At 61.8% G+C, this 26,628-nt stretch carries 22 protein-coding genes, 4 tRNA genes and 1 pseudogene; 4 read left to right on the top strand and 23 right to left on the bottom strand.

All coding sequences use genetic code 11. The features are described 5' to 3' along the window. Positions 1–164: 164 nt before the first annotated feature. The 6 genes and pseudogenes from JFN90_RS04840 to JFN90_RS04865 form a co-directional block, all read right to left on the bottom strand. Positions 165–1,685: pseudogene (locus JFN90_RS04840) on the bottom strand (amino acid adenylation domain-containing protein); the annotation flags it as partial. Positions 1,686–1,704: 19 nt separating this feature from the next. Then, complete coding sequence (locus JFN90_RS04845; protein ID WP_199393981.1) at positions 1,705–2,853, bottom strand: acyl-CoA dehydrogenase family protein; 1,149 nt, start codon at positions 2,851–2,853, stop codon at positions 1,705–1,707. Positions 2,854–2,877: 24 nt separating this feature from the next. Continuing rightward, positions 2,878–3,534, bottom strand: coding sequence for a hypothetical protein (locus JFN90_RS04850; protein WP_199393982.1), 657 nt, complete (start codon positions 3,532–3,534; stop codon positions 2,878–2,880). Between the two features lie 21 nt (positions 3,535–3,555). Further along, a complete protein-coding gene (locus JFN90_RS04855) occupies positions 3,556–4,542 on the bottom strand; it encodes an agmatinase family protein (RefSeq protein ID WP_199393983.1) in 987 nt (328 codons plus the stop codon). Positions 4,543–4,567: 25 nt separating this feature from the next. Beyond that, positions 4,568–5,218 (bottom strand): GNAT family N-acetyltransferase, encoded by a 651-nt coding sequence (locus JFN90_RS04860; RefSeq protein WP_199393984.1) that lies wholly within the window; start codon positions 5,216–5,218, stop codon positions 4,568–4,570. Positions 5,219–5,243: 25 nt separating this feature from the next. Continuing rightward, the gene (locus JFN90_RS04865) at positions 5,244–5,501 is read right to left on the bottom strand and encodes an acyl carrier protein (RefSeq protein ID WP_199393985.1); all 258 of its coding nucleotides are present in this window, start codon (positions 5,499–5,501) and stop codon (positions 5,244–5,246) included. Between the two features lie 228 nt (positions 5,502–5,729). Here JFN90_RS04865 and JFN90_RS04870 point away from each other — a divergent pair, with 228 nt between their 5' ends. Beyond that, the gene (locus JFN90_RS04870; protein ID WP_199393986.1) at positions 5,730–7,397 is read left to right on the top strand and encodes a radical SAM protein; all 1,668 of its coding nucleotides are present in this window, start codon (positions 5,730–5,732) and stop codon (positions 7,395–7,397) included. Positions 7,398–7,449: 52 nt separating this feature from the next. Here the strand turns inward: JFN90_RS04870 and JFN90_RS04875 are convergent, their stop codons facing one another. Both JFN90_RS04875 and elbB read right to left on the bottom strand, forming a co-directional pair. Beyond that, positions 7,450–8,037 carry an outer membrane beta-barrel protein gene (locus tag JFN90_RS04875; protein ID WP_199393987.1) on the bottom strand — a complete coding sequence of 196 codons (588 nt, stop codon included), beginning with the start codon at positions 8,035–8,037 and terminating at the stop codon, positions 7,450–7,452. Between the two features lie 103 nt (positions 8,038–8,140). Next, complete coding sequence (elbB, locus tag JFN90_RS04880; protein ID WP_199393988.1) at positions 8,141–8,797, bottom strand: isoprenoid biosynthesis glyoxalase ElbB; 657 nt, start codon at positions 8,795–8,797, stop codon at positions 8,141–8,143. Positions 8,798–8,982: 185 nt separating this feature from the next. Here elbB and JFN90_RS04885 point away from each other — a divergent pair, with 185 nt between their 5' ends. Continuing rightward, entirely contained in the window at positions 8,983–9,177 is a 195-nt protein-coding gene (locus JFN90_RS04885) for a 4Fe-4S dicluster domain-containing protein (protein WP_199393989.1), read from the top strand. 6 nt (positions 9,178–9,183) lie between these two features. On the opposite strand, the gene JFN90_RS04890 is transcribed toward JFN90_RS04885, so the two are convergent. Next, positions 9,184–10,416 (bottom strand): MFS transporter, encoded by a 1,233-nt coding sequence (locus tag JFN90_RS04890; RefSeq protein WP_236018880.1) that lies wholly within the window; start codon positions 10,414–10,416, stop codon positions 9,184–9,186. A gap of 169 nt (positions 10,417–10,585) precedes the next feature. Here JFN90_RS04890 and JFN90_RS04895 point away from each other — a divergent pair, with 169 nt between their 5' ends. Beyond that, positions 10,586–10,744, top strand: coding sequence for a hypothetical protein (locus tag JFN90_RS04895; protein ID WP_199393990.1), 159 nt, complete (start codon positions 10,586–10,588; stop codon positions 10,742–10,744). Positions 10,745–10,833: 89 nt separating this feature from the next. On the opposite strand, the gene JFN90_RS04900 is transcribed toward JFN90_RS04895, so the two are convergent. From JFN90_RS04900 to JFN90_RS04955, 12 genes are all read right to left on the bottom strand, one after another. Next, positions 10,834–10,908, bottom strand: a tRNA-Glu gene (locus JFN90_RS04900). A 69-nt stretch (positions 10,909–10,977) separates the two neighbouring features. Continuing rightward, a tRNA-Lys gene (locus JFN90_RS04905) sits at positions 10,978–11,053 on the bottom strand. 41 nt (positions 11,054–11,094) lie between these two features. Then, positions 11,095–11,172 (bottom strand) — tRNA-Glu (locus tag JFN90_RS04910). Position 11,173: 1 nt separating this feature from the next. Beyond that, positions 11,174–11,249 (bottom strand) — tRNA-Lys (locus JFN90_RS04915). Positions 11,250–11,321: 72 nt separating this feature from the next. After that, positions 11,322–12,620, bottom strand: coding sequence for an adenylosuccinate synthase (locus tag JFN90_RS04920; protein ID WP_199393991.1), 1,299 nt, complete (start codon positions 12,618–12,620; stop codon positions 11,322–11,324). Next, complete coding sequence (locus JFN90_RS04925) at positions 12,613–13,935, bottom strand: ATP phosphoribosyltransferase regulatory subunit (protein WP_199393992.1); 1,323 nt, start codon at positions 13,933–13,935, stop codon at positions 12,613–12,615. The genes JFN90_RS04920 and JFN90_RS04925 overlap by 8 nt, the downstream gene beginning before the upstream one ends. Before the next feature lie 109 nt (positions 13,936–14,044). Next, on the bottom strand, positions 14,045–15,514 hold the full coding sequence (locus tag JFN90_RS04930; RefSeq protein WP_199393993.1) for a hypothetical protein: 1,470 nt from the start codon (positions 15,512–15,514) through the stop codon (positions 14,045–14,047). A 177-nt stretch (positions 15,515–15,691) separates the two neighbouring features. Next, positions 15,692–15,928, bottom strand: coding sequence for a hypothetical protein (locus tag JFN90_RS04935; protein ID WP_236018881.1), 237 nt, complete (start codon positions 15,926–15,928; stop codon positions 15,692–15,694). A 97-nt stretch (positions 15,929–16,025) separates the two neighbouring features. After that, entirely contained in the window at positions 16,026–16,301 is a 276-nt protein-coding gene (locus JFN90_RS04940) for a hypothetical protein (RefSeq protein ID WP_199393995.1), read from the bottom strand. A gap of 282 nt (positions 16,302–16,583) precedes the next feature. Further along, positions 16,584–17,942 (bottom strand): porin, encoded by a 1,359-nt coding sequence (locus JFN90_RS04945; protein WP_199393996.1) that lies wholly within the window; start codon positions 17,940–17,942, stop codon positions 16,584–16,586. A gap of 341 nt (positions 17,943–18,283) precedes the next feature. After that, positions 18,284–18,697, bottom strand: a complete 414-nt coding sequence (gene mce / locus JFN90_RS04950; RefSeq protein ID WP_199393997.1) for a methylmalonyl-CoA epimerase — start codon at positions 18,695–18,697, stop codon at positions 18,284–18,286. Positions 18,698–18,975: 278 nt separating this feature from the next. Then, on the bottom strand, positions 18,976–20,628 hold the full coding sequence (locus tag JFN90_RS04955; RefSeq protein WP_199393998.1) for an acyl-CoA mutase large subunit family protein: 1,653 nt from the start codon (positions 20,626–20,628) through the stop codon (positions 18,976–18,978). Positions 20,629–21,045: 417 nt separating this feature from the next. Between JFN90_RS04955 and JFN90_RS04960 the strand changes: the two genes are divergently transcribed. Further along, positions 21,046–21,249, top strand: coding sequence for a hypothetical protein (locus tag JFN90_RS04960; protein ID WP_199393999.1), 204 nt, complete (start codon positions 21,046–21,048; stop codon positions 21,247–21,249). A 100-nt stretch (positions 21,250–21,349) separates the two neighbouring features. Here JFN90_RS04960 and JFN90_RS04965 read toward each other — a convergent pair whose 3' ends face one another. Together JFN90_RS04965 and JFN90_RS04970 are read right to left on the bottom strand one after the other, a co-directional pair. After that, positions 21,350–24,247, bottom strand: coding sequence for an ATP-binding protein (locus JFN90_RS04965; RefSeq protein WP_199394291.1), 2,898 nt, complete (start codon positions 24,245–24,247; stop codon positions 21,350–21,352). A 140-nt stretch (positions 24,248–24,387) separates the two neighbouring features. After that, positions 24,388–26,112 carry an acyl-CoA carboxylase subunit beta gene (locus JFN90_RS04970; protein ID WP_199394000.1) on the bottom strand — a complete coding sequence of 575 codons (1,725 nt, stop codon included), beginning with the start codon at positions 26,110–26,112 and terminating at the stop codon, positions 24,388–24,390. Positions 26,113–26,628: the final 516 nt, after the last annotated feature.

Here is a 26,628-nt window from a genome sequence, read left to right on the forward strand (position 1 = left end):
AAGCCGCCGAACCATAGCAGATTTATGCTGTGAAAACAACTAATTGAACTTTCATTAGTTGTGGTTTCCCGTATACGGGTGGTGGGGGGGGGATGAGTCGGTTTGGGGAGGGGGCAGGGCGTGAACTCGCGCTCCAGGGCCTTGCGGTCGATCTTGCTGTTCGAGGTGACCGGAAGCGCCGGACGGCAGATGATTCGCTCCGGAATCATGTACTTGGGGAGGTGCGCGCCGCACAGGTCGAGCAGTTCCGCCGCTTCCACGGCGGCGCCTTCGGCGTGGGAGACGTAGGCCACGATGCGGCTGCCGGTGAGCTCGTCGGGGATGGCGATCACCGCCGCCTGCCTGATCCCCGGGTGGCTGTTCAGGACCACCTCGATCTCGTCCAGCTCCACGCGGAAGCCCTTGCTCTTCACCATGTGGTCCTTGCGTCCGGAGAAGACGAAATTGCCGTCGCCGTCCAGGCGCACCAGGTCGCCGGTGCGGTAGACCCTGGCGTGGCTGGCGGGGTTGCGGGGGTCGGGGCTGAACTGGGTCGCCGTGCGCACGGGATCGTTCCAGTAGCCAAGGGCCACGGTAGTGCTCAACACGTGCAATTCCCCCTCGCGCTCGGGCTCGGTCACCACCTCCCCCTCCTCGTCGACGGCGAAGACCTCGAAGTTCGGGAAGGGGGTCCCGATCGGTATCTTCCAGGCCTCCTGCGGCAGCTGCTCGGGCACCCGGAAAAAGAGGGAGGAGTTGGCCTCGGTCTGGCCGTAGACGTTGTAGAAGGCGGCGGTGGGCATGAAGCGCTTGAGGACCTTCAGGTATTTGACCGGCATGAGGTCGCCCGAGAAATGGACCAGGCGCAGCCTGGGGAGCGTGAGCCGCTCCAGGGCGCCTTGGTCGGCCAGCTTGGTCAGCACCGACGCCACCGAGTTCCATACCGTGATCTCCTCGCGAGCGAGGAACTCGGCCAGGCGCACCGGAAAGGCGGAGAGCGCCTCCGGCACCAGCACCAACGTCGCCCCCCCCTTGATGGCGCAGAAGATGTCGAAGATAGAGAGGTCGAAGTGCAGCGGCGCATGGTTGGCGAGACGATCTCCCGCGCCGATGGCGAAGAACTCCGTGGCCATATCGATGAAGGTGAGGGCGTTCAGGTGAGAGATGACCACTCCCTTGGGGGAGCCGGTGGAACCGGAGGTGTGCAGGATGTAGGCGGGGGAGGCGCCGCAGACCTGCGGGGAGAGTGGCGGGAAGGGGTGCGCTTCCAGGGTTTCCCAGGCGATCAGTTCGACCTTGGGCGGCGCGCTGCAGGGCGTCGTCACCACCGCCTGCTCCAGCTTCAGCCCCTCACCCCCTTCCATGAGTATCCGTTCCAGGTGTTCCGCCGAGGCGACGACGAGCCGTATGCCGCAATGGTTGATGATGGAGCACAGCCGCGGCGTGGGAGAAGCGGGGTCGAGCGGCACATAGACCGCACCGGCCTTGAGGATGGCGAAGACCGCTACGATGCATTCGATCGATTTGTTCAGGAGGATGCCGACCCGGTCGCCGCGTTTGACGCCGTGGCCGGCCAAAAGGGCCGCCAGCCCGTTGCTGGTGTGCTCCAGTTCCCGGTAGGAGACCGTCCGGTCCTTGATCAGCACCGCCTGCCGTTCCGGAAACCTGGCCGCACTTTGCGTCAAAAGCTGCTGCAGCAGGTACATGGCGTCCTCCTTTCTCCCCCTAAAGCCCCAGGAAGCTGGCGATGATGTTGCGCTGGATCTCGGACGTGCCGGAGTAGATTTTGCCGGCGATGGCGTCGCGCAGGTTGCGCTCGAAGTCGAACTCGGTGCTGTAGCCGTAGGCGCCGTGTATCTGCAGGGCGTCGGTCGCGTTTTGCACGTAGCTCTCGCTGATGAAGAGCTTGGCCATGGCCGATTCCAACGGGGCGCGGCGCCCCGCGCTCTTCAAGCCGGCAACCCGGTGCAGCATGAGGCGGGAGAGCTCGATACGCACCTTCATGTCGGCGATCTTGTGCGAGACCGACTGGCACTTGCCGATCGGCTGGCCGAACTGGCGCCGTTGCCGGGCGTACGCCACGCACTCCTCAAGGATCTTGTCCATCGCCCCCAGGTGCGCCGCGAACAGGCAGCTCCTCTCCCACTCCATCTCGGAGTTGAAGATGGCGGCGCCGCTTCCCTCCGCGCCGAGCCGGTTTTCCTCGGGCACCTCGCACTCCTCCAGGAAGACCTCGCCCAAGGGGCAGGTCCTGAGCCCCATCATCTCCAGTGGCCGCCCCACCGAAAAGCCCGGCGTGCCTTTTTCGACGATGAACGCGGAGACGCCGGCGAACCCCTTGCTCGGATCGGTGACGGCGAAGACGAGCAGGAGATCGGCGATGGGGGCGTTGGTGATGAAGGTCTTGGAGCCGTTCAAGAGGTAGCGGTCACCGCGCTTTTCGGCACGGCAGCGCATGCTGAAAGCGTCCGAGCCCGCCTCCGGCTCGGTCATGGCGTGCCCCCCTTTGAGCTCTCCGGAGACGAGCCGGGGGAGGTAACGCTCCCTTTGCTGCGGCGTGCCGAAGCGGTTGATGGGTGATTCGCAGGTCCAGATGTGGGAGTTGAGTGAGAAGATGAGGCCGCTGTCGTGGCAGGCGTAGCCGAGCCCTTCCATGGTGGCGACGGCGGTCATGGTGTCCAGGCCGAGCCCCCCGTACTCCTCGGGCATGGTGATGCCCGGGATACCGAACTCGGCGCATTTGCGCCATCCCTCGTGGAAGAATTCCCCGCGCTTCTCCCGCTCCTTGGCCCCCTGGTTCAGGTCGCGGCGGGCAAACTCGATGGCCATCTGCTTGAAGTTTTCCTGCTCCGTGGTGAAGGTGGTCGCGTCCATGTGCGCCTCGCCGCCGCTTCGACCTTACAAGGTGAAGAAGAGAGAGGCAAGTCCGTAGTGGGGGGGAAGCCCCGCCTCTCGCTTCAGCACGTTGAAGGTGCCGATGGAAACCTGTTGCAGTTCGTGTATCGCCGCCACATAGCGACTGCGGGCCTGCTCGTCCAGCGATCCCTTCAGACCGGAGCAGGCATAGATCAGGCATTTCAGAGGACGTTCCGCATGGGGCAGGAGGCATCCCCGCGGGCCGAGGTGGGCGCAGTGTGCAGCGGGAGGCCGTGCTGCCGGCACGATGGTGCGTTCCGGCTCGAAGCGCCGCCATGCCGCGCCCAGGCGCATGCACAGGTACGCCGCCAACGGGGGGGCGGCCTGCCCGGCGTACCCCGAAACCCTGCTGTCTGTGTGGCGGCGCAGCCAGTAATCGATGGCGGTGAAGTAGTTCTCGGCGGACTCCCGGCAGCAGGCGCCCTGGCATCTATCGCAACGGGCATACGAGGGGAGATCTAGGGCGGCTATGCCGAGCTGGCAGGCGACCCGGTCCCGGTTCAGCTTTTCCAGCGCCTCCCGGGCCTGCGGCGACAGGTCATGATCCTGGTCCAGCAGGTCGTGGCTCAGGCTGGCCACGCGCTGGAACAGCCGGTACGGTCTGGAAAAATGCAAGAAATCCCGGAGGTCCCTGTGCATGTCGCTCCCCTGACCAGACCGTCAGCCCTGGTCCTTCTTGCGCTGCGCCATCCCTGATAGTGCGTAGATCATGGCCCATGCCGCCAGGTGCGAGGAGTACCCGTGCGGGTCCTGCCCGGGGTAGACCTCGACGAAGTCGAGCCCGTCGATACCGGAGCGCCCGATAGTCTGCAGCGCGGGCAGCAGCTCGTTGGGCAACAGCCCATTGAAGTCGGCGGGTCCGCCCGGGTTGTAGCCGGCGTCGACACAGTCGCTGCAGATGGTGACGAAGACATGTTTGGTCTTCTCGTGGGCGACGGAGATCGCATCCTGGGTCACCGCCACCATCCCGCGTTCCCGGATCTCCTTGGTGGTGAAGATGCGCGCACCCATGCTGCGGGCGTACTCGTACTGGGCGGGCGAGTTGCGCGGCCCCCTGATACCCATGTGCACGATGCTTTCTTTGCGCACATGGGGGAGCTGCGAGATCCGGTGCAACGGGCCGCAGCGCGGGAACAGGTCGGCCCCGAAGGACTTGGCGTTGTCGAGATGGGCATCGAAATGGATGATGCCGATGTCCCCTTCACCGGCCTCCGCGAGCGCCCTGACGATTTCGGGGGTGAATGAATGGTCCCCTCCCAGGACGAAGGGGATGCTGTGGCTGCGGTACACCTGCAACATCGCCTTGTGCACGTTGGCCATGGTCTCTGCCGGGTCGTTCGGGTTGACCGGGACGTCGCCCATGTCCCCCAACTGCAGGTGGTCGAACAGGTCGATCTCGTACTCGGGGAGGAAGCCGCCGTAGCGCGCCGAGGCGTGCCTGATGCTGCGCGGAGCGAGTTCGCAACTGCTGAAGGAGCCCCACGTCACCGTCCCCTCCCAGGGAACGCCGGCCACGATGACGTCGCAGCCGCCCTGGAGGTTGCGGGGATCGAGCACCGGCACACCGAGGAAGGAGGGGGTGTCGCCGTACACCCGGGGGAGCGAGGCCTTCCTGTTGGGAACCATGGGGATTTCTTTGCTGTTCATGTCGGCTCCTTTGAGCGTAGCGGCCCTAGCTCGCGCTGTGCTCGGTTACGTGCAGCTTCTTGGTCAGCAGCAGGCGCGTCGCCCTGACACGCTTCAGTTCCCGCCAGCGCAGGGTCCGGTGCACCCAGAGCGCCGGGACGTTGTCTGCCCAGAAGAAGCCGTAGGCCTTGGTGACGCCCCTCTTCTTGAGCAGGTGCAGGGAGCCGTTTTGCAGCGCGGCGGCCACGTTCCCCCCGCGATGGGCCGGGTCGACGAACATGTCGAAGGTGTAGGCCTCCCCGGCGCGGGACTGGATGCCCAGCCATGCTTCATCGGGATGGTTGTCGGCGCCCGGGCCCGGCCGGCTGTCGGCGCACCAGATGTCTCCCACCACCGTGTTTCCCTTCACCAGGGCAAAGCCGCGGTACCCCTTGCCCAGGTAGGTGCGCGCCTTCAGGTACCTGCTTTGGAACCGGTACACCAGGCGCCCTGCTTCGAGGAGCTCCCCGTTCAGTTCCAGCACGGCTTCGTCGGCAGGGCGGGTGAAGTCGGTGACCGGGCGCAGCGCGTCGAGTGCGATCTCCACAGGCACCGCCACACGGTTCAGGTAGAAGATGTCCCGCATCAGGCCGCGCCACCCGGCGATGAGGAGCAACTCGCGGGCCTGCACCAGTCGCATCTTGCAGTACTGAAGCATCGCTTCCCCCAACGCTTGTGCGCCGTTATCCCTTGGCGGTAAGTTTGAAGTTGATGAACTCCGCCACGGCCGATATGGTCTCGAAATGCTCTGGCACTATCTCGGTGTCCGCAATCTGCACTCCGAATTCCTTCTCCAGGTACGCGATCAGTCTCTGCACCCCGAGGGAGTCTACGATCCCCTTGTCTATGAGGGAGTCGGAAGGGGAGATGGTAACTTTAGAGCCAGGGCCCGCCATCTCGTTTTCTATGAACGACCTGATGGTATCGGTGTAATCGGTCATATATTCCTCCTGAATCAGGGGGCACGGGGAGCCGGCTCTATCGGCGTGAGAGCGCACCTGCTTGGGTGCTGTCCGGGGCTGGCTTGTGTGCGCTGCGACATGATTGGCGTGGGATAATTACAAGACTGTAATGTTTGGCACGCACCCTAGTGTACAGTTGTCGGAATGGCTGTCAAGGGTGGTGTTTTTTTGTTCCACAGGGGCGGCCAAAGATGCTACCTTGGCGCAATGTCGTGGAAGATCATAGAGAGAAAACGAACGCTGCTGGCCGGCGAGAGCGGCCCCGGGCGCGGCAAAAGCGGCGGCCGGCTTTCTTGCTGCCTGGTCTACCCCAACCGCTACCACTCCGCTATGAGCAACCTCGGCTTTCAGGCTGTGCATGCCATGGTGAACGCGCACCCGGAGGTCAGCTGCGACCGCGCCTACCTGCCGGACCGGGACGAACTGGAGGAACTGCAGAGGACGCGGGGTACCCTCCTGTCGCTGGAGAGCCAGCGTCCCCTTTCCTCCTTTGACCTGATCGCCTTTTCCATCTCCTTTGAAAGCGACTACCTTAATCTGCCGGCCATCTTCCGGCTGGCCGGCATCGAGCCTTACGCCGCCAAACGGTCCCGCTTGCAGCCGCTGGTCCTGGCCGGGGGCGCCGCGCTCTTTCTGAACCCCGAGCCGGTCGCACCGTTCCTGGACCTGGTCTGCATCGGCGAGGCCGAGCCGACCCTGCCACCCTTGCTGGAGCTTTTGAAGCAGGGGGCGCCGTCGCGCGAGGAACTGCTCCTCGAGGCGGCGCAGCTTCCCGGGATCTACGTCCCGTCGCTCTACCAGCCGGAGTATGACGGGCCGTGCCAGCTTGCCTTGCGCCCCGCTCCCGGCGCACCCGCCAAGGTGCGGCGCGTCTGGGACCCGGATCCCGAAAGTCGTCCCACCGTCACCGAGATCCACACCGACGCCACCGAGTTCTCCGGGATGCACCTGGTCGAGATCTCGCGCGGCTGCCCGCGCGCCTGCCGCTTCTGCGCCGCCGGGTTCATCTATCTCCCCTACCGGACCCGCTCCCCCGAACTGGTGCGCAGCGAGGTCCTCAAGGGGGTGGCCCAGGGAAGGAAGGTGGGGTTGGTGGCGGCCGCCGTTTCCGACTACGCGGGCATCGGCGATCTCTGCTGCGACATCGTTGCGGCCGGAGGTAAGTTTTCAGTCTCCTCCTTCCGCATCGACCACCTGGACGGGCGCATGATCGAGGCCCTCAAGGCCAGCGGCCAGAAGTCGGTGGCGCTGGCGCCCGAGGGAGGCTCGCAGCGGTTGCGGGACCTGGTCAAGAAGGGGATCAACGAGGAACAGATACTTGCCGCCTGCGACATGCTGGTGAGCCACGACATCCTGAACCTGAAGCTGTACTTCATCATCGGGCTCCCCACCGAGACGGGGGAGGACCTGGATGAACTGGTGGCGCTGGTGAAGAAGATCCGGGAGCGGGTGCTGGCAGCGGCCAAGGATAACCGGCGCCTGGGCGAGATCCAGCTTTCCGTGAACCCATTCATCCCCAAGCCCTTCACCCCCTTTCAGTGGTGCGCCATGGAACCGGTCAAGTCGCTGGAGAAGAAATGGAAGTTCCTGCAAAAGGAGCTGGGGCGGCTTGCCAACCTGAAGCTGCAGATGGAGAGCCCGCGCGAGGCCTTCCAGCAGGCGCTCTTGTCGCGCGGCGACCGCAGGCTGGCGGAGCTGTTGGTGGCTGCGGACCGGCTGGGGAACTGGAAGGAAGCGCTGCGGGAGCAGGAATTTGACGCAGAGGCGCTGGTGAACCGGGAGATTGCCCTTGAGGAACTCCTCCCCTGGGATTTCATCGACGGAGGGGATGCCGGGAGGTTGCAGCGGGAGTACCGGAAGGCGCTGGGGGAGTAAAAAGCGGGAAAAGAGACGGCGGCAGGGAGATCCCCACCGCCGTTTTTGATACCTAGTTGAAGAAGAACCTCGCGCCGACCGTGAAGGAGAGGGCTGAGGGATCGAACTTGCCGGTCCCGTTGGGGCCGTCGACATCCGCCTTGAAGGCCTCGACACCCTTCATCTCGAGGTTCAGGGCCACCTGGCGGTTCATGAAGAAGTCCACGCCGCCGCTTACGTGCGCGCCCACGGTGGTGTTGGTGTACTTCCGGTCCAGGTCGTTGATCAGTACGTCGATCCCCGCACCGATGTAGGGAACCACGTGCTGCTGTCCGGCGAAGCGATACTGGGCCCCGATGGAGACGTCGGTTACGTCGGCGTCGCCGAAGCTGGAGGCGTCGAATCTGGTCCGGCTCACCTCCATCTCGACGGCAACGTTGTCGTCGACGCCGAACAGAAAGCCGAGTCCGCCGGTAAGGCCGGCATCGGTGGAGACCACCATCCTGCCGTTTATGGTGTCCACTTCGGATTCTGCGGGGTTGCTTACCCCGATCTTGCCGCTGACGGCGATCCTGCCTCTCAAGTCTTCCGCCGAAGCGTTCCCTGCCAGGGGTGCCGCCATGAGCAGCGCCGCCGCGCAGAGCAGTAACATTTTGCGCATATGCTGTTTCCCTCCCCAAAAAGCGTTCATGAAACAGCGGCATCTTAAGTGAAAACTGCGCGCGGTTCAAGCCCTAATGAACACATCAATGGGAAGGTAGGCGCTACTTGATCAGTTCCAGGGTAGCCTTGATGGCTTTCTCGATTCCCTTACCCGCTTCGGCGATGCTTCCGGCGAGCATGTAGGCGGGGGTCGAGACGATCAGGTTGTCGCGGTCAATCACGCACTCCGTGGCCGGGCACTCCACGTTGCTGCTGCCGGTGCCGTTGATCCCCTGCGCGGTGCCGGGGTCGTTGCCGATGGTCAGCTTGGGAGCGAGTTCTTTGCCGAGGGCGAGTGCGACCACGGCCGGGGCGATACAGATGGCGCAGATGGGTTTCTTAGCCGCCGCCATGTCGCGGATCAGTTTGAGAACGTCCGGCTGCACGCTCCCCTTTGGGCCCTCGAAGCCGAAGCTGCACAGGTTCTTGGCCGCTCCGAAGCCGCCGGGCAGGACGATGGCGTCGAGTTCTTCCGCCTTGGCGGTCTTCACGTCGGCGATGTCACCGCGCGCGATGCGCGCCGCCTCGACCAGTACGTTGCGCTTGGCGCCGGTGTCCTGCATGGTGAGGTGGTTCACTTCGTCCAGTTCGATGTCCGGGGCGAGGCAGACGGCCTTGGCGCCGCTGTTATCGATGGCGAGCAGGGTCAGCACCGCCTCGTGAATTTCACTTCCGTCACGCACACCGCAGCCGGAGAGTACTACGCCGATCTTCTTCATGCAGATGCCTCCTGTCTTGTAGTTTGCAGTTCGATTGCGATATTCTATGCGGGATGCAGGCTCTGTGCAAGCGGTTTGGACGTCCGCTAATAGAGAGCTGCGTCATAAAGTCACAGTGCCGGCTCGTGGGATCCCCGCCCTTCATGTCAGTGCCGCGGCGACGACAAACAGTGATCAATACAGCTATGACAAAAACGAGAGAACCTGACATAGACGCCGCTCGCTGCACCGGCTGTGGTCGCTGCGTTGCCGCCTGTCCGTACCGGCTGATCACCCTCGAGGTGGCCGGCTTCCGGAAGTACGCCGTAGTGACCAAGCGGGGCGGCTGCGATGGTTGCCTTGCCTGCCTGTCCGCCTGCCCGGTGCGCGCCATCACCTGAACCGCCTCACTCTCCCAGCTTGTCCACCTGCAGCAGCCTCGGAAAGAGCCGCATCCACAAAAACACGACCACCATGGTGCCGACCCCGCCGATCAACACCGCCGGGACGGTGCCGAAGATGGCCGCGGTGACCCCGGACTCGAACTCGCCCAACTGGTTCGAGGTGCCGATGAACATCGAATTCACGGCGCTCACCCTGCCGCGCATCTCGTCCGGCGTCTCGATCTGGACCAGGGAGGCGCGGATCACCACGCTTACGATGTCGGCCGCGCCGAGCACCATGAGGGCGACCATGGAAACCGGGAACGAGGTGGAGATGCCGAAGATCACCGTGGCGACGCCGAACAGGAAAACGCTCAGGAACATGGTGCGCCCGACCCGGTGCCGCAGCGGACGGCGGGCCAGAAACAGCGAGACCCCGAGCGCCCCGAGGGCCGGGGACGCACGCAAGAGGCCGAGCCCGAGCGGTCCGGTATGCAGGATGTCGCGTGCGAAGACGGGGAGGAGGGCGGTGGCGCCCCCGAGGAGCACAGCGAAGAGGTCGAGCGAAATGGCGCCGAGGATCTCCTGGCGGCTCTTGATGAAGGAGATTCCGGCGAAGAGCGAGCGCACCGTGGCGGGCTCGCGCGGGGCGGGGGGGCGGTCAAGGCGGATGCGCGACATGAGGAGGCTCGCGGCGAAGAAGAGGAAGGCGGCGCTCGCGTAGACCGTGGTGGGGCCGAGGGCGTAAAGAAGGCCCCCCAGGGCCGGACCCGCGATGCTGGCGGTCTGGTTGGCCGAGGCGGACCAGGCCGCGGCGCGCGGAATCAACTGTTGCGGCACCAGCCAGGGTACCAGCGCCAGCATGGTCGGCCCCTCGAAGGCGCGCAGAGCCCCAGCCGCGAAGACGATGGCCAGGATGGCGTCTTTGCCCAGCCAGCCGCCGTGGGAGCCCAGGGCGAGGAGCGCCAGCGCGAGACCTTCCAGCACCTGGCAGGCCCCCGCGATGCGCCTTCTGTCGTAGCGGTCGGCGACGTGTCCGACCGCCAGGGTCAGCAGGAACATGGGGAGGAACTGGGCGAGACCGACCAGCCCCAGGTAGAAGACGGAACCGGTCAGGGCGTAGATCTGCCACCCCACGGCGACCGCCTGCATCTGCAGCGCGATCGAAGAGCAGACCCGCGCCAGCCAGAAAAACCGGAACGGTCGGTGCCGCAACACTGATTGCTGGTAGGTTCCTGCCTCAACAGTGGATGTCATAGCAAAAGGGGTCCGTTTCGTTACTGGCAGTGCGCCCGGCGCGTGACAATATCTGGTTCGCACCACTCTTGTAAATGACTTTGCCGCTGTTGACAACAGGGTTCTTTACCCTACTCTTCAATTGGTGGCGCGGTCACCGGAAATCTGTTGCAGGCAAAGGAGGAAGGTCATGCTTTACTTCATCAAGCAGAATACCATCCACACCTATCCGGTAGCCAAGGGGTGCACAGCTTCCTACCAGCAGGAGCAGCTGCGCGACACGGTGCCGTATGAGGTGCAAGAGTGTCCCTTCTGCATGAAGGTCTGGCCGGGGAAGAAGGACGACTGAGTGAGGCCGTGAGGAAGTGAAAAGCCGAAGCCGGCCCGCTGGAATGAGAAAAGGCCGCGACCCGTGTGGGTTGCGGCCTTTTCCTTTTGTGGTGATCCCAAGGGGACTTGAACCCCTGTTACCGACGTGAAAGGCCGGTGTCCTAACCACTAGACGATGGGACCAAAATGTTGCATCCCGTCCCGTTAGGGCAGGGGGCTGTCGCAAGGCCCAGTCAAGCGACAGTGAAAGGATGGTGAGCCGCGTTGGGATCGAACCAACGACCACCTGATTAAAAGTCAGGTGCTCTACCAACTGAGCTAGCGGCTCGCTTAAGCTTTGTGCCGAGGCACAAGCGCTGTGTGTTTGAGTGGCGTCCCCAGCCGGATTTGAACCGGCGTCGCCGCCGTGAAAGGGCGGTGTCCTGGGCCGGGCTAGACGATGGGGACATGGTGAGCCGCGTTGGGATCGAACCAACGACCACCTGATTAAAAGTCAGGTGCTCTACCAACTGAGCTAGCGGCTCAAACAGTGCAGCGAAGCAAGAACAACCTTATAGCAAATCGATTTATGCCAGTCAACACTTTTTATTAAAAAATCAGACTCGCTCGAACGGGTTCCTGAGTACGATAGTTTCGTCGCGGCGCGGACCCACGGAGACCAGTACCACCGGTGCGCCGGAGAGTGCTTCGACGCGCTTCACGTAGTCCTGGGCGTTCTTGGGCAGTGCGGCGATGCTCTTGGCGCCGGTGATGTCCTCGGTCCAGCCGGGGAGTTCCTCGTAGACCGGGGTGCATTGCTCGATCACTTCCAGGCTCGCCGGGATCTCGTCCAGGATCTGGTCGTTGTACTTGTAGGCAGTGCAGACCTTGATGGTCTCAAGGCCGGTGAGTACGTCGAGCTTGGTGATGGCGATGCCGGAGAGGCCGTTCACGCGTACCGCGTAGCGGGCCACCAGTGCGTCGAACCAGCCGCAGCGGCGCGGACGTCCGGTGGTGGAGCCGAACTCGCGGCCGGCCTGGCGCAGCGCCTCGCCGGTCTCGTCCAAAAGCTCGGTCGGGAACGGGCCGCTACCCACGCGGGTGGCGTAGGCCTTGGAGATGCCGATCACCTCATGGATCTCCCTCGGGGAGACGCCGCTACCGGTGCAGGCGCCGCCGGAGCAGGTGGAGGAGGAGGTGACGTACGGGTAGGTGCCGTGGTCGACGTCGAGCAGGGTCCCCTGGGCGCCTTCGAACAGCAGGCTCTTGCCCGCTTTGATGTCCTTGTGCAAAAGGAGCGACGTGTCCGCCGCGTACTTCCTCAGCGTCTCGGCGTAACCCATGTACTCGTTGTAGATCTCCTCGAAGGTGAACGGCTCATCGCCCAAGAGTTGGGTGAGGATCAGGTTCTTCTCGTCGAGCACCTCTTTCACCTTGCGGGTGAAGGCCTTCTCGTCCAGGAGATCCATCAGGCGGATGCCCCTGCGGCCGATCTTGTCCTCGTAGGCGGGGCCGATGCCGCGGCCGGTGGTGCCGATCTTCTTGGCGCCGGACTTTCTCTCGCGGGCGATGTCGATCCGCTTGTGGTACGGCATGATGATGTGCAGCGCCTCGGAGAGGAGCAGCATGCCGTCATCCTTCAAGTACCCGTTGCTCTTAAGGCGGGTAATCTCCATGATGAAGACTTCGGGGTCGAGCACGACGCCGTTGCCGATCACGCAGCGCTTGCCCTCGTGCAGGATGCCGGACGGGATCAGGTGCAGGATGACCTTTTCGTCCCCGACCACCAGCGTATGGCCGGCGTTGTTGCCCCCCTGGTAACGTACCACGTCGTCGGCGTATTCCGTGTAGATGTCGACGACCTTGCCTTTGCCCTCATCGCCCCATTGGGCACCAATTACAACGACGTTAGCCATGATTCTCCCCTTGCAGATCGAATTTCAAATCGAGACCTTTATCGAACAACTCCTGCTTGCCCACGGTGATGGCGCGACGGTCGGCGACCCTAACCAGGTAAAGCTGGTCGGCCGCGCATTCTTCGGCGCCGATCACCAAAAGCATCCGGATGTCCATCTTCTTCGCGTACTCAAGCGAACTCTCGAAGTCGCGCTTGATGATATCCCTGGCGCAGGTGAAACCGAGGCTTCTCAGTTTCTGCGCCACTTCCAGCGCCTCGCGGCGCTCGTCCTTCTTGTTGAAGACCAGGAAGTCGCGGCTGCTGGATGCCTCGACCTCCGGCCGCTTGGCCATGCTGGCCAAGAGCGCCAGGATGTTGAAGGCGAACCCGGTGGCGTGCGCCGGGTAGCCGTACTTGGCGGTGAGGTCGTCGTAGCGCCCGCCGCTGCAGACTGCCTCGCCGATGCCGGGGACGAATCCCTCGAAGGTGATGCCGGTGTGGTAGTCCAGTCCGCGGATCTCGCCTAGGTCGATGGTGAGGTGGTCGGCGACGCCGTAGATGTCGAGGATCTCCACTACCTGGGTGATGTTCTCCAAGGCCTTGCGCGAGCGCTCGTTGCCGGCGATGCGGGCGGCTTCCTTGAGCACCTCGCGGCCGCCGTAGAGTCTCGGGAGCAGCGCGATCTCTTCCTTGACCCGGTCGGGAGCGCCGGCCGCCTCCAGGATGGAGCGCACCGCGGTGACTTCCTTCTTGCTGATGGCATCCTGCAACTGGTACTGCACCTCGCGGGAGAGTCCGGAGGCATCCATGATGCCGCGGTAGAAGTCCACCTGGCCCAGGTCGATCTTGAAGCCGGTGAAGCCTAGGTTCTTGAGTACCTCGACCGCCATGGCGACCATCTCGGCGTCCGCCTCCGGCGAGTTCAGGCCGATCAACTCGACGCCGGACTGGAAGATCTCGCGGCTCCTGCCGGATTGCATCTGCGCCTGCCTGAGCACGCGTCCTGAATAATAGATGCGGTGGGGCAGGGGGAGCGCGTGCATCCTGGTGGCGACGATGCGCGCCACCTGCGGCGTGATGTCGGGCGGGATGGCCAAGAGCCTCCCGGTCTGTCGGTCGTCGAAACGGAAGGTCTTGCTGCGCAGTTCGTCACCCATGCCGAGGGCGAGTACGTCCTCGAACTCGAGCAGCGGGGTGATCATGCGGCGGAAGCCCCAGAGTTCGAAGACTCGATGGATGCTGTCGGCGATGAAGGTGATCTTGTCGGCAGTTTCCGGGAGAAAATCGCTTACCCCTTTGGGGAGGGGCGCTTCAATGCATGCGGGGTTGGTCACGGGTCGTCCTAACGTCCGGGGGTACCGGCAGTCCGGCAAAAGGTGGCAAAAAACGGGAAATCGTAACAGTATGGCGGGGGGAAGTCAAGACATTCCCCCCGCCTTCAGGCTATTCGATGCCGAGCAACCGCACCACGCTGCCACCCTTGCCCCCGAAGGTATCCTTCTGGGCCACCTCGAGGAGGACCAGCTCTTTGGTTGCGGGGTTGTAGGAGTAGTCGGCCAGGTAGTTCTGGCTCTGCTTGGTGCGCCACTTCTCTTCGAGGGAGGAGCCGTTCCAGGCGAAGTTGACCACGGAGTACTTGGAATAGGAGCGCAGATTGCCCAGCACGAAGAAGCCGGAGTTCTGCGGCACCAGGATCTCCCCCTTGTCGGTCACCGTGATGCGCTGGTCAAGGAACCGGGTGCGGAACGGAGTCATGTTGGTCCTCTCGTTCTCCCAGTCCCTGCGCTGGAAGTAGGTCTCGGAGCCGCCGAACTTGTCGGTGCTTCTCCAGAGCTCCTCGCCGGTGTCGGCGGCGTAGACCAGGAGGTAGCCGCTGTCGCTGAAGGTGGCGAGGTAGCTCTTGCCGGACTGGTCGCGGAACAGGTTGAAGTTGAAGATATTGGCGAAGCGCGGCATCTTGATCGGGTTGCTGAGCTTCACACCCTTGTCGACGATGCTCGCCTCGTACACGTCGCCGTAGAAGTCGTCCGAGCGTCCCATCTGCTGGGCGAAGAGTTTCTTGGCGCCGCCGTAGGGGGCGATGGTGCGGAACATGTAAGGGATGTCTTCGGCGACCAGCTTCAGGGTGTCGTTTTGCAGAGCATAGATCCTGGAGGAGATGTTCTCGCGGTCCATGATGGTGACAAATACCAGCACCCGCCCGTTGGCTTCAGGTCCCATGGCGTCCAGTGCCAGGATCTTCATGCGGTCGGGGAGGGCGACCTCGGTGACCAGGTCGAGCTTGCTGCCGGGGCGGTACAGGTGGATCCCCTTGTCGTCGGCGGTCACGAACTCCTTGGTCCCCCAGGTGGCCACGCCGCTGTAGATGCCCGAAAGACGCTGGCTGGTCCAGCCCGCGGCCCCCTCGCTGCGCACGATCTCGGAAGAGGGTGCCTTAACCAGCTCAGCGGAGGCCGCCGGTCTCACGATGTCGGCACGCGGGGCCTTGGGTGCAGCCTCGGGAAGCGCGGTCGCCCCCTGCGGGAACTGCTTCACGATGTCCCCCTTCAGTTTCCCGGAGATCTTGCCCACAGCCGGAATGAGGACGTCCATGCTCTCGCCTTGCTCGAACGCCGCGGACAACTGCTTGCCGCCGGCGCTTTTCGCGATGGCGTCCAGGCTGAACATCTTGCCCAGGGTGGTGTAGCTTCCCGACACGATGACGTCCGCCTCGGCGGGGGTGTCCACGGTCACCACGCCGTCGCCGGCCAGGCGGGTCGCCAGCAGGCGCTGCAGCGTGGTTTTCAGGTTGCCGTTGTCGGCGGGGGAGACGGTGAACTCGGCGATATAGGCGCGGATGGTGGAGGCTGAGGCTGCCGCGGCCGCCAGCAGCGTGCCAGCGAGAAACAGGATGGCAACAAGGGATCTTTTCATTGATTGCTCCGCTTTTGGGGTTAATTTTGGACGCCGAATTATCGCAGAGCGTCCCTCATTAGTCAAACTGTTTCACCCCGCCAGAAGCGCTTTCAGGCCAGTTTTCCATACTCTCTCGGCAATAAAAAAAGCGGACCGTTGGTCCGCCTCTTTCATCATCTACTTAGGGGGGAAGTATCAGCGCCCCGGCTTTTCCATCTCCTTCAGCAATTCCTGGGTTTCCACCAGTTTCTGCCGTAGTTGTTCCAGTTCCTTCGGCGTATAGACCCTGGTCCCCTTGTCGATCTCCCGGGACAGGCGCTGCATCCGGGTATAGATGTCGTCGACCTGGTCCTTGCAGTTCTGGGACAGGAGCAGGCACTCGTTTCTTTCGGCTGGTGTCTGCTCGGCATAGACGCCTGTGCTTGTCGTCATTAGTAAAGCTGCCGTGACTAACAGTATCGCCCTTTTCATGGTCTGCTCCTTTCTGGCTCTCTGTTATGGAAGTCCCTGGGAAGCGCAGGTTGCCGGTTTAGCTGTCAGGCCTTTCAAGGTTGCGCAGGATGTCGTCAGTTTCCTTCAGTTTGTCCTGCAGCTTTTTCAGCTCCTGGGGGGTGTAGACACGGGTCCCTTTCTCGATCTCCCTGTTCAGTTTGCGGATCCTCTGCTGGATGTCATCGACCTGGTTCATGCAGTTTTTGGACGCCAAGAGGCACTCGTCCCTCTGGTCAGTCGCTGTCTGGGCGAACGCGGGGACCGAAGACAGCATAAAAAGGCTCGCCGCCAGCATCATTGCCATCTTTCTCATACGTTTGCTCCTTTTAAGATTTGATTAGAAAAGTACAATGATTGAAACACATAACGTGTGCTTGTCAAACAGGGAGGCGATAAAACTGCAGACAGGCTCTGGCACTGGCTCAGTCTACCAGGGAAGCGGCACCCGGCTCGGTGCATAAGGAACAGCATTGCGGGGGAATGGTAAGGGGGGAGGCGAGACAGGCAAAGCGGTGACAAAAAACAAGCCGGAGAGTCGCCTCTCCGGCTTGCTGGTTCTGTAGTGTCCATTCTGCCACAAGAGGCAGAACTTCTCCTAGAATGCGTAGCTCAGCTGCAGGTTTACGAGGTACGGATTGTCGGCGTCTGCGGTCTGTGCATAGGTTGTGATCCTGTCGGTGCCTTTACCGTTGAGGGCGTCGCCAAGGAAGACGTATGCGACAGCAGCGCTAGCGCTCAGATTGTCAAAGATTTTGTAACCGACCTGGGCGTTAACCTCGGTGCCGAGGGACTTCTTCTCGTTGCCGCGGGCCTCTGCTGTTCTCATGTAGCCAGCGTTGGCATTGTAGAAGGTCTTGCCCATGGCACCCTCGTAACCGGCGAAGACGCCGATGGAGCCGCGGCCGCCAACCGTCATGTCATTTCCGGTGAGGGAGGTGGAGGTATTGATCGCCTGGTTCGGACGAATCAGCAGCCACATGTTGGCCGGGTTGAAGTAGGTGGTGCCGGTGGTGACGATCTGGAAGGCGTTATTGTTGGTGCCGCCTTTGTCGCCGGAGAGGTAGAAGCCGGAGAAGTTGACTGCACCCGGGCCTGCCTTGACCTTGCCGACTGCACCCATCATGTAGGCGCTGATGTCTTTAGCCGAGTTCTGATCGCCGAACTGGTAAGCGGCGAACGGCTTGATGTTGGCCGGGCCGACGTTGATGTCGGCGTTGACGCCGATCATGTGCAGCAGCTCGTAGTTCGGAATCGACACGGTCGGGGCCGTGGTGGAAGCCGAGCTCAGGCCGGTATCGTTCTGGATGTTGTAGTAGGTGGCGCCTACGGTGATGTCCTTGTTGATGGCGAATTTGCCGTCGGCGACGATCAGGTCGGCGGTCAACTGGCCCGGGCCGGTGATGGCGTTGGCGGCTGTATTGTCGTCGAAACGGAACCAGCCGAGCTGGCCGGTGAAGGCGTCGACTTTCTTGGTGGCGATGGCGCCGGTCATGTCGGCCAGCAGGAACAGGCTGCCGTAGGCGTCGGCCCAGGGCTGCATACCAACCTTGAAGTTGGCGCCGGTGGCGGGCTCATTGAAATCGAGGTAGATGTTCTTGGTCTCGAGGGTGAGGGCGTCGGCGTCGAGGTTACCCGAGTCGTTGCCGGTGGTCCCTTTGTAACCGGTGGAGATGCCGCCGAAGCGGGTGTCGAGCTCGAAGTGGGTGACCAGCTTCAAGTTGTCGTTGGCCTTGGCGATGTACATGATGCGGGCGCGCTGCTCGGCGAAGAAGCCGGAGTGCGCATCCTTCCTGAGGATGTCCTTGGTGTCGCCGCCTGCCAGGGCGTTGGTCTGGTAGCCCATGAATTTGAACATACCGTGGAACTCGTTCTCCAGCGCCATTGCCGGAACGGCGGTTGCTGCGCTCAGAGCGCTGACGGCTGCAAATGCAAGCAATTTCTTTTGAAAGCTCATCGTCTACCTCCTGGTTTGTTTGTTACAACGCGATTGTAGTTCCTGCTGTACTGTCAATTCGCCGCACGGCGAAGGTGCAGTCTCACTAAAAAAAAAGCCCTCGAGTCAGCAGCTGCTAATGAGCAGCGTAAGGTCAAGAGCTCTTCGGTATGGTCCTCGGGCTGTTTTGAGTCAGCAATATTGTCTCCTAGTCTTTTGCGCAGAAGGCCGCGCAAATCAGCCAGTACAGCCAATCCCAATTAGCAAACCACTGTTATATAAAACTGAGGCCACTATATAATTATTCAAACAAAAGTCAACAGAAAAAAACTGCACTCATTAGATATTAGATCCCGCATATTTCAATGACTTCCCTGGTGCACCTCACACAGTTCGGTGAGCACGCCGTTGCTGCTCTTGGGGTGCAGAAATGCGATGCGTGCTCCGTGAGCCCCGTTTCTCGGGGCGGTGTCGATCATCCTGGTGCCTCCGGCGACCAACCTGGCGATGGTGGCTTCGATGTCCTGCACCCCGTAAGCTACGTGATGCACGCCCGGACCGTTTTTCTCGAGGAACTTGGCGACGGGACTCTCAGGAGAGGTCGGTTCCAGAAGTTCTATCTTGGATTCTCCAATGGAAAGAAAGGCAACCTTCACTAGCTGACTCGGCACCTCTTCGATCCCGGCGAAGTTCATTCCGAGTGTGTCACGGTAGAAGGGAAGTGCTTCTTCAATAGATGTAACGGCTACCCCAAGGTGGTTTATCTTCGTGAGCATGTATGGTCCCCTGATAGCTGCGTCAGAAAGTCTCTGACGGTGGCTGATGATATCCAATATTTTCCAAAATGCAAGCAACAGTAACGAAAAAGTTACGTTACAGGTCGGAAACAATTAGTGAAAAAAACGTTATGACAAAGTGATGAGGGATGAAACGCGGCAAGATGATGCGCTGTGACAGAAATTGAATAGCGGATGAAAAGAACGAACCTTTGCAGTGTTACGGGGCCTGCCGGAACGAACTTGTCCGTCCCGGCAGGAACTTGATGCGTTGCATTTTAAAGCACTACCGTTTCCCTGTGCACGCCGAAAACGCCACGCATGACGTTGGCGATCTCCCCCAGGGTGGCGTAGCTTTTCACCGCGTCGAGGATGTACGGCATCAGGTTTTCTGTCCCCTTGGCTGCCGCTTCCAGCGCCTTGAGGGTCTTCTCCACCTGGGCGCCGTCGCGCTGCCCCTTCATGGCGGTGAGCGCCTGCTTCTGCTTCACCTCGACCTCGTCAGTGACCTTCAAAAGCCCCTGCGGAGCGCCTTCTTCCACGGTGAACTTGTTCACGCCCACGATGATGGTCTCGTCCTTCTCGATGGCGCGCTGGTAAGCGTAGGCGGAGTCCTGGATCTCTTTCTGTTGGAAGCCCCTGGAGATCGCCTCGACCGCGCCGCCGAGGGAGTCGATCTTTTCGATGTACGCCATCGCCTGCTGTTCGATCTGGTCGGTGAGGGACTCGACCAGGAAGGAGCCCGCCAAGGGGTCGATGGAGTCGGCGACTCCGGACTCGTAGGCGATGACCTGCTGGGTCCTGAGCGCGATGCGTACCGACTCCTCGGTGGGGAGCGCCAGTGCTTCGTCGCGGGAGTTGGTGTGCAGCGATTGGGTGCCGCCCAAGACAGCGGCCAGCGCCTGCAGGGTGACGCGCATGATGTTGTTGTCGGGCTGCTGCGCGGTCAGCGTGCAACCGGCGGTCTGGGTGTGGAAACGCAGCATCTGGGAGCGCGGGTCTTTCGCCTTGAAGCGCTCGCGCATGATGCGGCTCCACATGCGCCGGGCGGCGCGGAACTTCGCCACCTCCTCCAGGAGGTTGTTGTGGGCGTTGAAGAAGAAGGCAAGACGCGGCGCGAACTCGTCCACGTCGAGCCCCGCCTTGACCGCCGCCTCGACGTAGGCGATGCCGTCGGCCAGGGTGAAGGCGACTTCCTGCACCGCGGAAGAGCCGGCCTCGCGGATGTGGTACCCGGAGATGGAGATGGTGTTCCACTTGGGGACGTTATCCTTGCAGTAGGCGAAGATGTCGGTGATGATGCGCATCGACTCCTTGGGCGGGTAGATGTAGGTGCCGCGCGCCATGTACTCCTTAAGGATGTCGTTTTGGATGGTGCCGGAGATCTTGTCCGCGGTCACCCCCTGCTTCTCGGCCACCGCGATGTACATGGCCAAAAGGATGGAGGCGGTGGAGTTGATGGTCATCGAGGTGGAGACCTTGTCCAGCGGGATGCCGTCGAAGAGGACTTCCATGTCCGCCAGGGAGTCGATGGCGACCCCGACCTTGCCTACCTCGCCGCGGCTCATGGACGCATCGGAGTCGTAGCCCATCTGGGTGGGGAGGTCGAAGGCGATGGAGAGGCCGGTCTGGCCGGCGGAAAGCAGGTACTTGTAGCGCTCGTTGGACTCCGCGGCGTTACCGAAGCCGGCGTACTGGCGCATGGTCCAGAACCTGCCGCGGTACATGGTCGGCTGCACCCCGCGGGTGAACGGGAACTGGCCCGGGAAGCCCAGGTGCTCCTCGTAGCCCGGGTAGTCGAACTGCGGTGCGTAGCAACGCTCCAGCTCGTTGTCGGAGCTGGTCTTGAAGGAGTTCCTGCGCTCGGGCGCCTTGGCCATGCTCTTCTCTACGGTTGCCTGCCATGCCTGTTTCTTTTCAGAAATGCTCATGTTGCTCTCCTGGCGGTACGAAATGGTGATAACAGAATGAAGGTTTTCGGAAGACGACTTTTGTTTACGCTAAATTTTCAAGAAATGGAATTATTTTTTCTTAACCGATAGGCCGTGGTGCTGCAGCGACCTGTCTTAGTGCTGTTCTATTTTTATAATACCGGTCTATATTGAACCAAGCACGTATAAACAGCATGTTACGCAGTAAACGCCGTGGCGCGCCACCGCATGGTGTTTTATTTTAGCTATAAAATTTAAAATCCTGATTTGTCATACAGAACAGGTGATATTTCATAACATAATGTTTTACCAGCGCTTTTGCCGTTTTTTCTCTTGTAAAACAACGAGGACCCTCATATATTTCTGGGCGACCAAAAAAATTATGAAGCGCCCCCCAGTGGGTAAGAGGAGAACGAGATGCAATGCCCGGTATGTAAGAACGACGAACAAAACGCCATGGACCTTCGCTCCGGTGCCTTCACCGAGGACCTTAAAGAATGCCCCACCTGCGGCACCACCTGGTCCGTCAACCACGGCATGATGGCCATCGTGAAGGATCCGCTCGCCGATTCCTTCCTGGAGGCTCTCTCCTCCGACAACATCTGCTTCGCCGCAGCCTAGGCGCTCGAAAAAAAACAACTGACCCGGCCTTGCGGGCGGGGTCAGCCGATGATTAAAGGGCTCCGGATGTCACCATCCGGAGCCCTTTTTGCGTCTGGGCCTAGAGTACCGCCTTCAGGTAGTCGGAGGTCAGTGCGCGCTTTTCCTTCTCCAGCGCGTTGACGTCGACTTCGACGAACTTCTCGTCCGGGGTGACCTTGAAGAGCGGCTGTCCCTTGGAGACGATGGTGCCGTCGCCGGAGGTGACCAGCATCTTGTCGATGGTGCCGGCGAAGGGAGCGTACACCTTGTTGAACATCTTCATGACCTCGATGATGTACAGCGGCTGTCCCTTTTCGAAGTGCATCCCTTCGTAGACGAACGGGGGCATGCCCGGGGCTTCCTGACCGTAGTACATGCCGCCGCAGGCGGCGACGATCTCGTCGGCCTTGGTGGCCGGCGGTGGGACCAGGATCTTCTTCATGCGAGCCTGCAGCTCCGGATCGGTGAGGTACTCGGGGATGGTGATCTCCAGGTCTTCCTCGACGCGCAGATCCCAGAACTTAGTGTTCTGTCCCACCAGGAACAGCATGCCCAGAAGCTCCAGGCCGGCCTCGTAGCCGAAGTGGGCGGAACGGATCTGCTGCCAGGTGTCGGCGTCGAAGCCACCCTGCGGCTCCTCTTTGTTGACGATCTCGTTCAGGGTGAAGTACTCGTCGCGGGCAAGCCCGAAGTGCTCGCGCAGGGTCCTGGAGAAGCGCAGTGCCTGCTGCAGCAACTCGTTGTCGTGGCTCCAGATGATCTCCGCCGCCGGTTTGTGCGGGCGGTGGTTCATATGCAGGTACTCGTAGGTCTCGTTCAGGACCCCAACCGGGTTCCTGAGCCACACCACCTTGCCGTTGTCGATGCGGAAGTTCTTGGTGTTGATGGAAAGCCAGCCGGAGAGCAGGTGCGGGTCGCCCAGGAGCCGCTCGATGGGGCGGATGATCAGGGTCCCCTTGCGGTCCAACAGCGACGACATGTTCTTGGCTTCCTTGGCCTGGACGTCAGGCTCGGGGTACGCCTCGGAGACACGCTTGGCATAGTTCTTCTTCATCTGCAGGAAGGCGTAGACCGGATCCAGCTTGTTGGCCTCTTCCTTGAGGGTACCCACCAGGGTCAGGTAGGGGACCACGAAGCGGGTGGTCGGCTTGGCCATTACGTTTCTGCCCAGGAACCAGTTCACCAGGCCGTAGTGGAACTCCAGGTTGGTGGCAAGGTCGGAGCCGCGCAGAGTGGTGGCGCGCAGCACCTCGGACATCTTGTCGTAGCTGGTCTTTCTGTCCTCACCGGTGGTGAGCAGGAGAGCGATGTTGGAGTCGTAGGCGCCGGCCACCTTGTATTTCATGAAGATGCCGGTATCCGGGTTCACCATGCTGATCCCCTGGTCGTCGCGGATCTCGCCTTCGATCGGTTTGGACCAGTAGCGGATCATCCCCCCCGCATGCGGGGAGAGGGAGGCGTCGGTGGCATTCAGGCGCGCCTCGACGGCGGCGTTCATGCGGACGATACGTTGAGGCTTGGGCACCCGCTTCTTGTGGCGGGCGAGGAGGGCCATCGCTTCCACCAGGCTCTCCACCACGAAGAAGTCTTTGGGGTCTTCCGGGTTCACGAACTTGAGCGCGTAGCAGAGCTCGGTGACGCGGTGCTCCACCTGGATCCTGGTGTTGACCTCCATGAAGTAATGGCGGTCGCGGTCCACGATGCACTCGAAGGTGGAGGCGGAGTCAAGCCCCACGGCCTTGCCGAAGCGCTCGGATTCCTCTTCCATCCTCCTCAGGACCTTGAGGTCGCTCTCGAGGGCCTTGACCTCGGCCTTCCTGCCGGCGATCTTGGCCTCCTCGATGGCGGTCATCAGCCCTTCCTGGGTCACCGAGACCTCGAGGAGCTTCTGCTCGTGCATCTGCAGGGAGCAGTCGCGGCCGCCCAGGGCGATGCACCAGTCGCCGTTGCCCAGAAGCTGGATCTCGTTGTGCCTGGTCTGTTCGATGTTGAGCTCGACCAGGACGTTTTTGTTGTCGCCCACGCCGTTGGCCTTGACCTCGTTCAGGATCTCGCGCACGAGGCCCGGGGCGTCAGCAGCCGCCTTGGCGATATCGGCGTCCGAGGCGTTCTGCATGGTCAGCAGATCAGCCCCCAAGAGGCGCTGACCCTTGCCGCCGCCACCGCCGATGGCCTTGAGGCGGACGCGGGACTGCGGGTGCTTCTTCAGCATGGCGGCGCACTCGGCCTCGACCTGGGCGCAGAGCTCTTCGATGGAGAAGAGGTCGATCCCCTTGTTGTAGGAGGCGTACAGGATGTGGTCGGCCAGGTCCTCGATGGAGAGCTTCTCGTCGGCGAGCACCTTGGCGTCGCACTGGAGGCCGTCGGAGGCGACCAGGGCCAGAAGCTTCTCGCGGCTGCCATGCTTCTTCACCAGGGTGCGGGCGGTGACGTTGTCGATACCGGGGGTGACGGAGACGTTGACCGAAAGTGCGGTCCTTTTCGCCTCGTCCTTCTTACCGGCGCCGGTCTGGGTGGCGGCGCAGGGGCCGATGAAGTTGAGCCCCGCCTTCTCTATGGCGCCGACGAATTCGTCGTCCTCGGCCATAAAGCCGTAGCCGGCGAAGATGGAGTCATACCCGTTGTCTTTGGCGATGCTGATGATCTGGTGGATGCGCTCGACGCGCTCCTCCTTGCTGGCGCCGGTGTAGTCGGGCACGCGGTGCACGCGGGTGGAGTCGGTCAGGGTGCGCAGTTCGGGGGCCAGTGCGTTCGGGTAGACGATGGAATCCTTCTCGGAGAGCAGGATGCCGTAGTGGCTGATCCCCATTTCCTGGTAGACGTCCATCGCCTCTTTACGGATCGGGCCGCGGCAGACGATGAGCGGCTTGAGATCTTCGCAGGCAAAGGAGCGGACCCACGCGGACGGGGACAGGGCCAGCCTGCGGTCCCGGTGGATCATCGGGTTCTTGGTGTATTTTTCAGATGTGTGTGCCATCGTTTTCATCTCCGTTACGTTATAAAGCGCGGACGAGGGGCGGGCGCCCTGGTTTGCCAGGGCACCCTGCCCGAACCCTGCCGTTTCGGAAGCGAGGCTCCCCCCCTGCGCAATGCCAATTCCCATATCAGTAGTCGCCATTAGTGGAACTCCCTTTGTACGGCCTGCATCGGGCCCGCTTTGTAGTGACGCAGGAAGAAGTTCATGTTCTCGCCCAGTACCTTCCTCAGGTCGGTCGGCATGACCAGCGACGAGATGGAGCCCAGCGAGAGTGCCTCTTTCGGGTTCATCAGTTCTTTCTCGTAACGGGTGTTGAGGAGCGCCTCCTCGGCCTTGAGCCAGTCCGCGGCTTCCTTCTCGGCGTCGGCCTTGGCGAGTTCCGGCTTGACCCCGGCATCGACCCGCTCCTGGGTGCCGCGCTTGACGCGCTCGATGACGGCGTTCCTGATTTTCCTCAGTTCGTCCTTGTAGACGAACTCCTTGCCTGCCGGCCCCATGACCGCGAGGCGGGTGGTGGGGAGGGCGAGCACCAGGTCGGCGCCGGTCGGGTAGTTGTTGTAGGAGGCGTAGGCGCCGCCGTAGGCGTTCCTGAGGATCAACAGGATGCGCGGGGTGCGGATGTCGACGATGGAGTCGAGCATGGCGCGGCCGGCCTGGACGATGCCGCGGGCCTCCTGCTCGCGTCCCGGGAGGAAGCCGGTGGTGTCTTCCATGAAGATCATCGGGATGTTGTAGATGTTGCAGAAGCGGTTGAAGCGGGCGATCTTGTACGCCGCGTCGCAGTCGATCTGGCCGGAGTCGACGGCGGAGTTGTTGGCTACGAAGCCGACCACGTTGCCGCCCAGGCGGCCGAAGGCGGTGACCACGTTGCGGGCGCGGTCGCGCTGCATCTCGAAGTAGTCGCCGTGGTCGCAGATCTGCTGGATGATGATGGAGACGTCGAACGGCGTGTTGAAGCCGGTCGGGGAGTTGAAGGCCTTCTTCAAGAGGGTGTTGATCTCCCAGGTCTTACGATCCAAGGGATCGCTGGTCTCCTGGTAGGGGGCCAGCACCGAGTTGTTGTCCGGGAGGTAGTTGAGGAGCATGATCGCGGTCCTGAGCGCCCCGACCTCGTCCTCGACGGTCAGGTCGGCGACGCCGGACTGGCCGTGCACCTTGGGTCCGCCCAGGTCCTCCGGGGTGACGTCCTCGCCGAGCACGCTCTTGACGACGCCCGGGCCGGTCAAGCCGAAGAAGGTGTCCTTCGGCTGGATGACGAAGCTCCCCTGGCGCGGCAGGTAGGAGCCGCCGCCGGCGTTGAAGCCGAACATGCACATGATGGAGGGAACCACGCCGGAGATCTTCCTGAGCGCGGTGAAGGCCTCGGCGTAGCCGTCCAGGCCGCCCACGCCCGCCGGAACGAAGGCGCCCGCCGAGTCGTTCATGCCGATGACCGGGATCCCCTTCTCGCCCGCCATGTAGAAGAGACGGGCCAGCTTGTTGCCGTTAGTGGCGTCCATGGAGCCTGCGCGCACGGTGAAGTCGTGGCCGTAGACCGCGACGTCGCGCCCGTGGATGTTCAGGATGCCGGTGACCAGAGATGCGCCGTCCAGGTTCTTGCCCCAGTTCTGGAACAGGATGTTGGGCTCGCACTCGGTCAGGACGCGGATCCTTTCCCAAACGGTCATGCGTTTTTTAAAGTGCTGTTTCTCGATCTGGTCGATGCTCACCGACTTGACGGGGCGCTGGATCAGGTCGTAACCGGCCTGCATCGCCTCCTCGTAGCCGCCCGTCGCGCGGGAAATCTCGCCGGGGATGTTGAACTCAACCTTCTCCGCTACGTCAAACGGATTCTTCAAAGAGGGCTTGATCATTTTATTCGACATTGTTGGCATCCTTCCGGGCATTGGGATTTTCCATCTGTTTAGGGGGTGCTGCGCAGCTCATCTACTTCCTCCTGGTGTGGATATTAAAAAACTGTTGCAAATCCTGGTCAGTTAGCGAAAACGTCAACCTCTGTGCGGAAAAAGAGGCAGCTCCTTGCGGAGGATTTTTTTAGTCTCCCTGAACGCGGAGGGCAAGGAGACGGTGTCCGCCGGTGGGCGTAGGATGTGGGATCCTGGGGCCGCCCGAGGGCAGATGCTGCTCTATTGCAGGTATTTAGCGAATCTGAAGGGGGCGTGACGCTAAGAGAGGTACTTTTGGGCCGGGCAGAAAGATCGTTCTTCGTGTATCGAACATTTCCGAAATTTCATTTTGGCTAAATGTCATTTCGGGCTGGTTTAACCTGGCCTGGGTGCGCCGTGACGGCTAATGAAGCGAAGTAAAACGAACTGTTGTTTTACTTTTTAGGCGCGTACCCTTCATAAGGTTTTGCTTGGCTTTTGTCAATAAGAAAAAGA

The organism is Geomonas propionica, assembly GCF_016458235.1.
GTDB classification, from domain to species: domain Bacteria; phylum Desulfobacterota; class Desulfuromonadia; order Geobacterales; family Geobacteraceae; genus Geomonas; species Geomonas propionica.

Coding starts and splice junctions, on each gene's coding strand:
- JFN90_RS04885 (WP_199393989.1), top strand. CDS start 8,983: ATGACAAAAACGAGAGAACCTGACATAGACGCCGCTCGCTGCACCGGC.
- JFN90_RS04960 (WP_199393999.1), top strand. CDS start 21,046: ATGCAATGCCCGGTATGTAAGAACGACGAACAAAACGCCATGGACCTT.
- JFN90_RS04970 (WP_199394000.1), bottom strand. CDS start 26,112: ATGTCGAATAAAATGATCAAGCCCTCTTTGAAGAATCCGTTTGACGTA.
- JFN90_RS04920 (WP_199393991.1), bottom strand. CDS start 12,620: ATGGCTAACGTCGTTGTAATTGGTGCCCAATGGGGCGATGAGGGCAAA.
- JFN90_RS04870 (WP_199393986.1), top strand. CDS start 5,730: ATGTCGTGGAAGATCATAGAGAGAAAACGAACGCTGCTGGCCGGCGAG.
- JFN90_RS04930 (WP_199393993.1), bottom strand. CDS start 15,514: ATGAAAAGATCCCTTGTTGCCATCCTGTTTCTCGCTGGCACGCTGCTG.
- JFN90_RS04945 (WP_199393996.1), bottom strand. CDS start 17,942: ATGAGCTTTCAAAAGAAATTGCTTGCATTTGCAGCCGTCAGCGCTCTG.
- JFN90_RS04875 (WP_199393987.1), bottom strand. CDS start 8,037: ATGCGCAAAATGTTACTGCTCTGCGCGGCGGCGCTGCTCATGGCGGCA.
- JFN90_RS04865 (WP_199393985.1), bottom strand. CDS start 5,501: ATGACCGATTACACCGATACCATCAGGTCGTTCATAGAAAACGAGATG.
- JFN90_RS04895 (WP_199393990.1), top strand. CDS start 10,586: ATGCTTTACTTCATCAAGCAGAATACCATCCACACCTATCCGGTAGCC.
- elbB (WP_199393988.1), bottom strand. CDS start 8,797: ATGAAGAAGATCGGCGTAGTACTCTCCGGCTGCGGTGTGCGTGACGGA.
- JFN90_RS04845 (WP_199393981.1), bottom strand. CDS start 2,853: ATGGACGCGACCACCTTCACCACGGAGCAGGAAAACTTCAAGCAGATG.
- JFN90_RS04850 (WP_199393982.1), bottom strand. CDS start 3,534: ATGCACAGGGACCTCCGGGATTTCTTGCATTTTTCCAGACCGTACCGG.
- JFN90_RS04940 (WP_199393995.1), bottom strand. CDS start 16,301: ATGAGAAAGATGGCAATGATGCTGGCGGCGAGCCTTTTTATGCTGTCT.
- JFN90_RS04860 (WP_199393984.1), bottom strand. CDS start 5,218: ATGCTTCAGTACTGCAAGATGCGACTGGTGCAGGCCCGCGAGTTGCTC.
- JFN90_RS04855 (WP_199393983.1), bottom strand. CDS start 4,542: ATGAACAGCAAAGAAATCCCCATGGTTCCCAACAGGAAGGCCTCGCTC.
- JFN90_RS04955 (WP_199393998.1), bottom strand. CDS start 20,628: ATGAGCATTTCTGAAAAGAAACAGGCATGGCAGGCAACCGTAGAGAAG.
- JFN90_RS04935 (WP_236018881.1), bottom strand. CDS start 15,928: ATGACGACAAGCACAGGCGTCTATGCCGAGCAGACACCAGCCGAAAGA.
- mce (WP_199393997.1), bottom strand. CDS start 18,697: ATGCTCACGAAGATAAACCACCTTGGGGTAGCCGTTACATCTATTGAA.
- JFN90_RS04890 (WP_236018880.1), bottom strand. CDS start 10,416: ATGACATCCACTGTTGAGGCAGGAACCTACCAGCAATCAGTGTTGCGG.
- JFN90_RS04965 (WP_199394291.1), bottom strand. CDS start 24,247: ATGGCACACACATCTGAAAAATACACCAAGAACCCGATGATCCACCGG.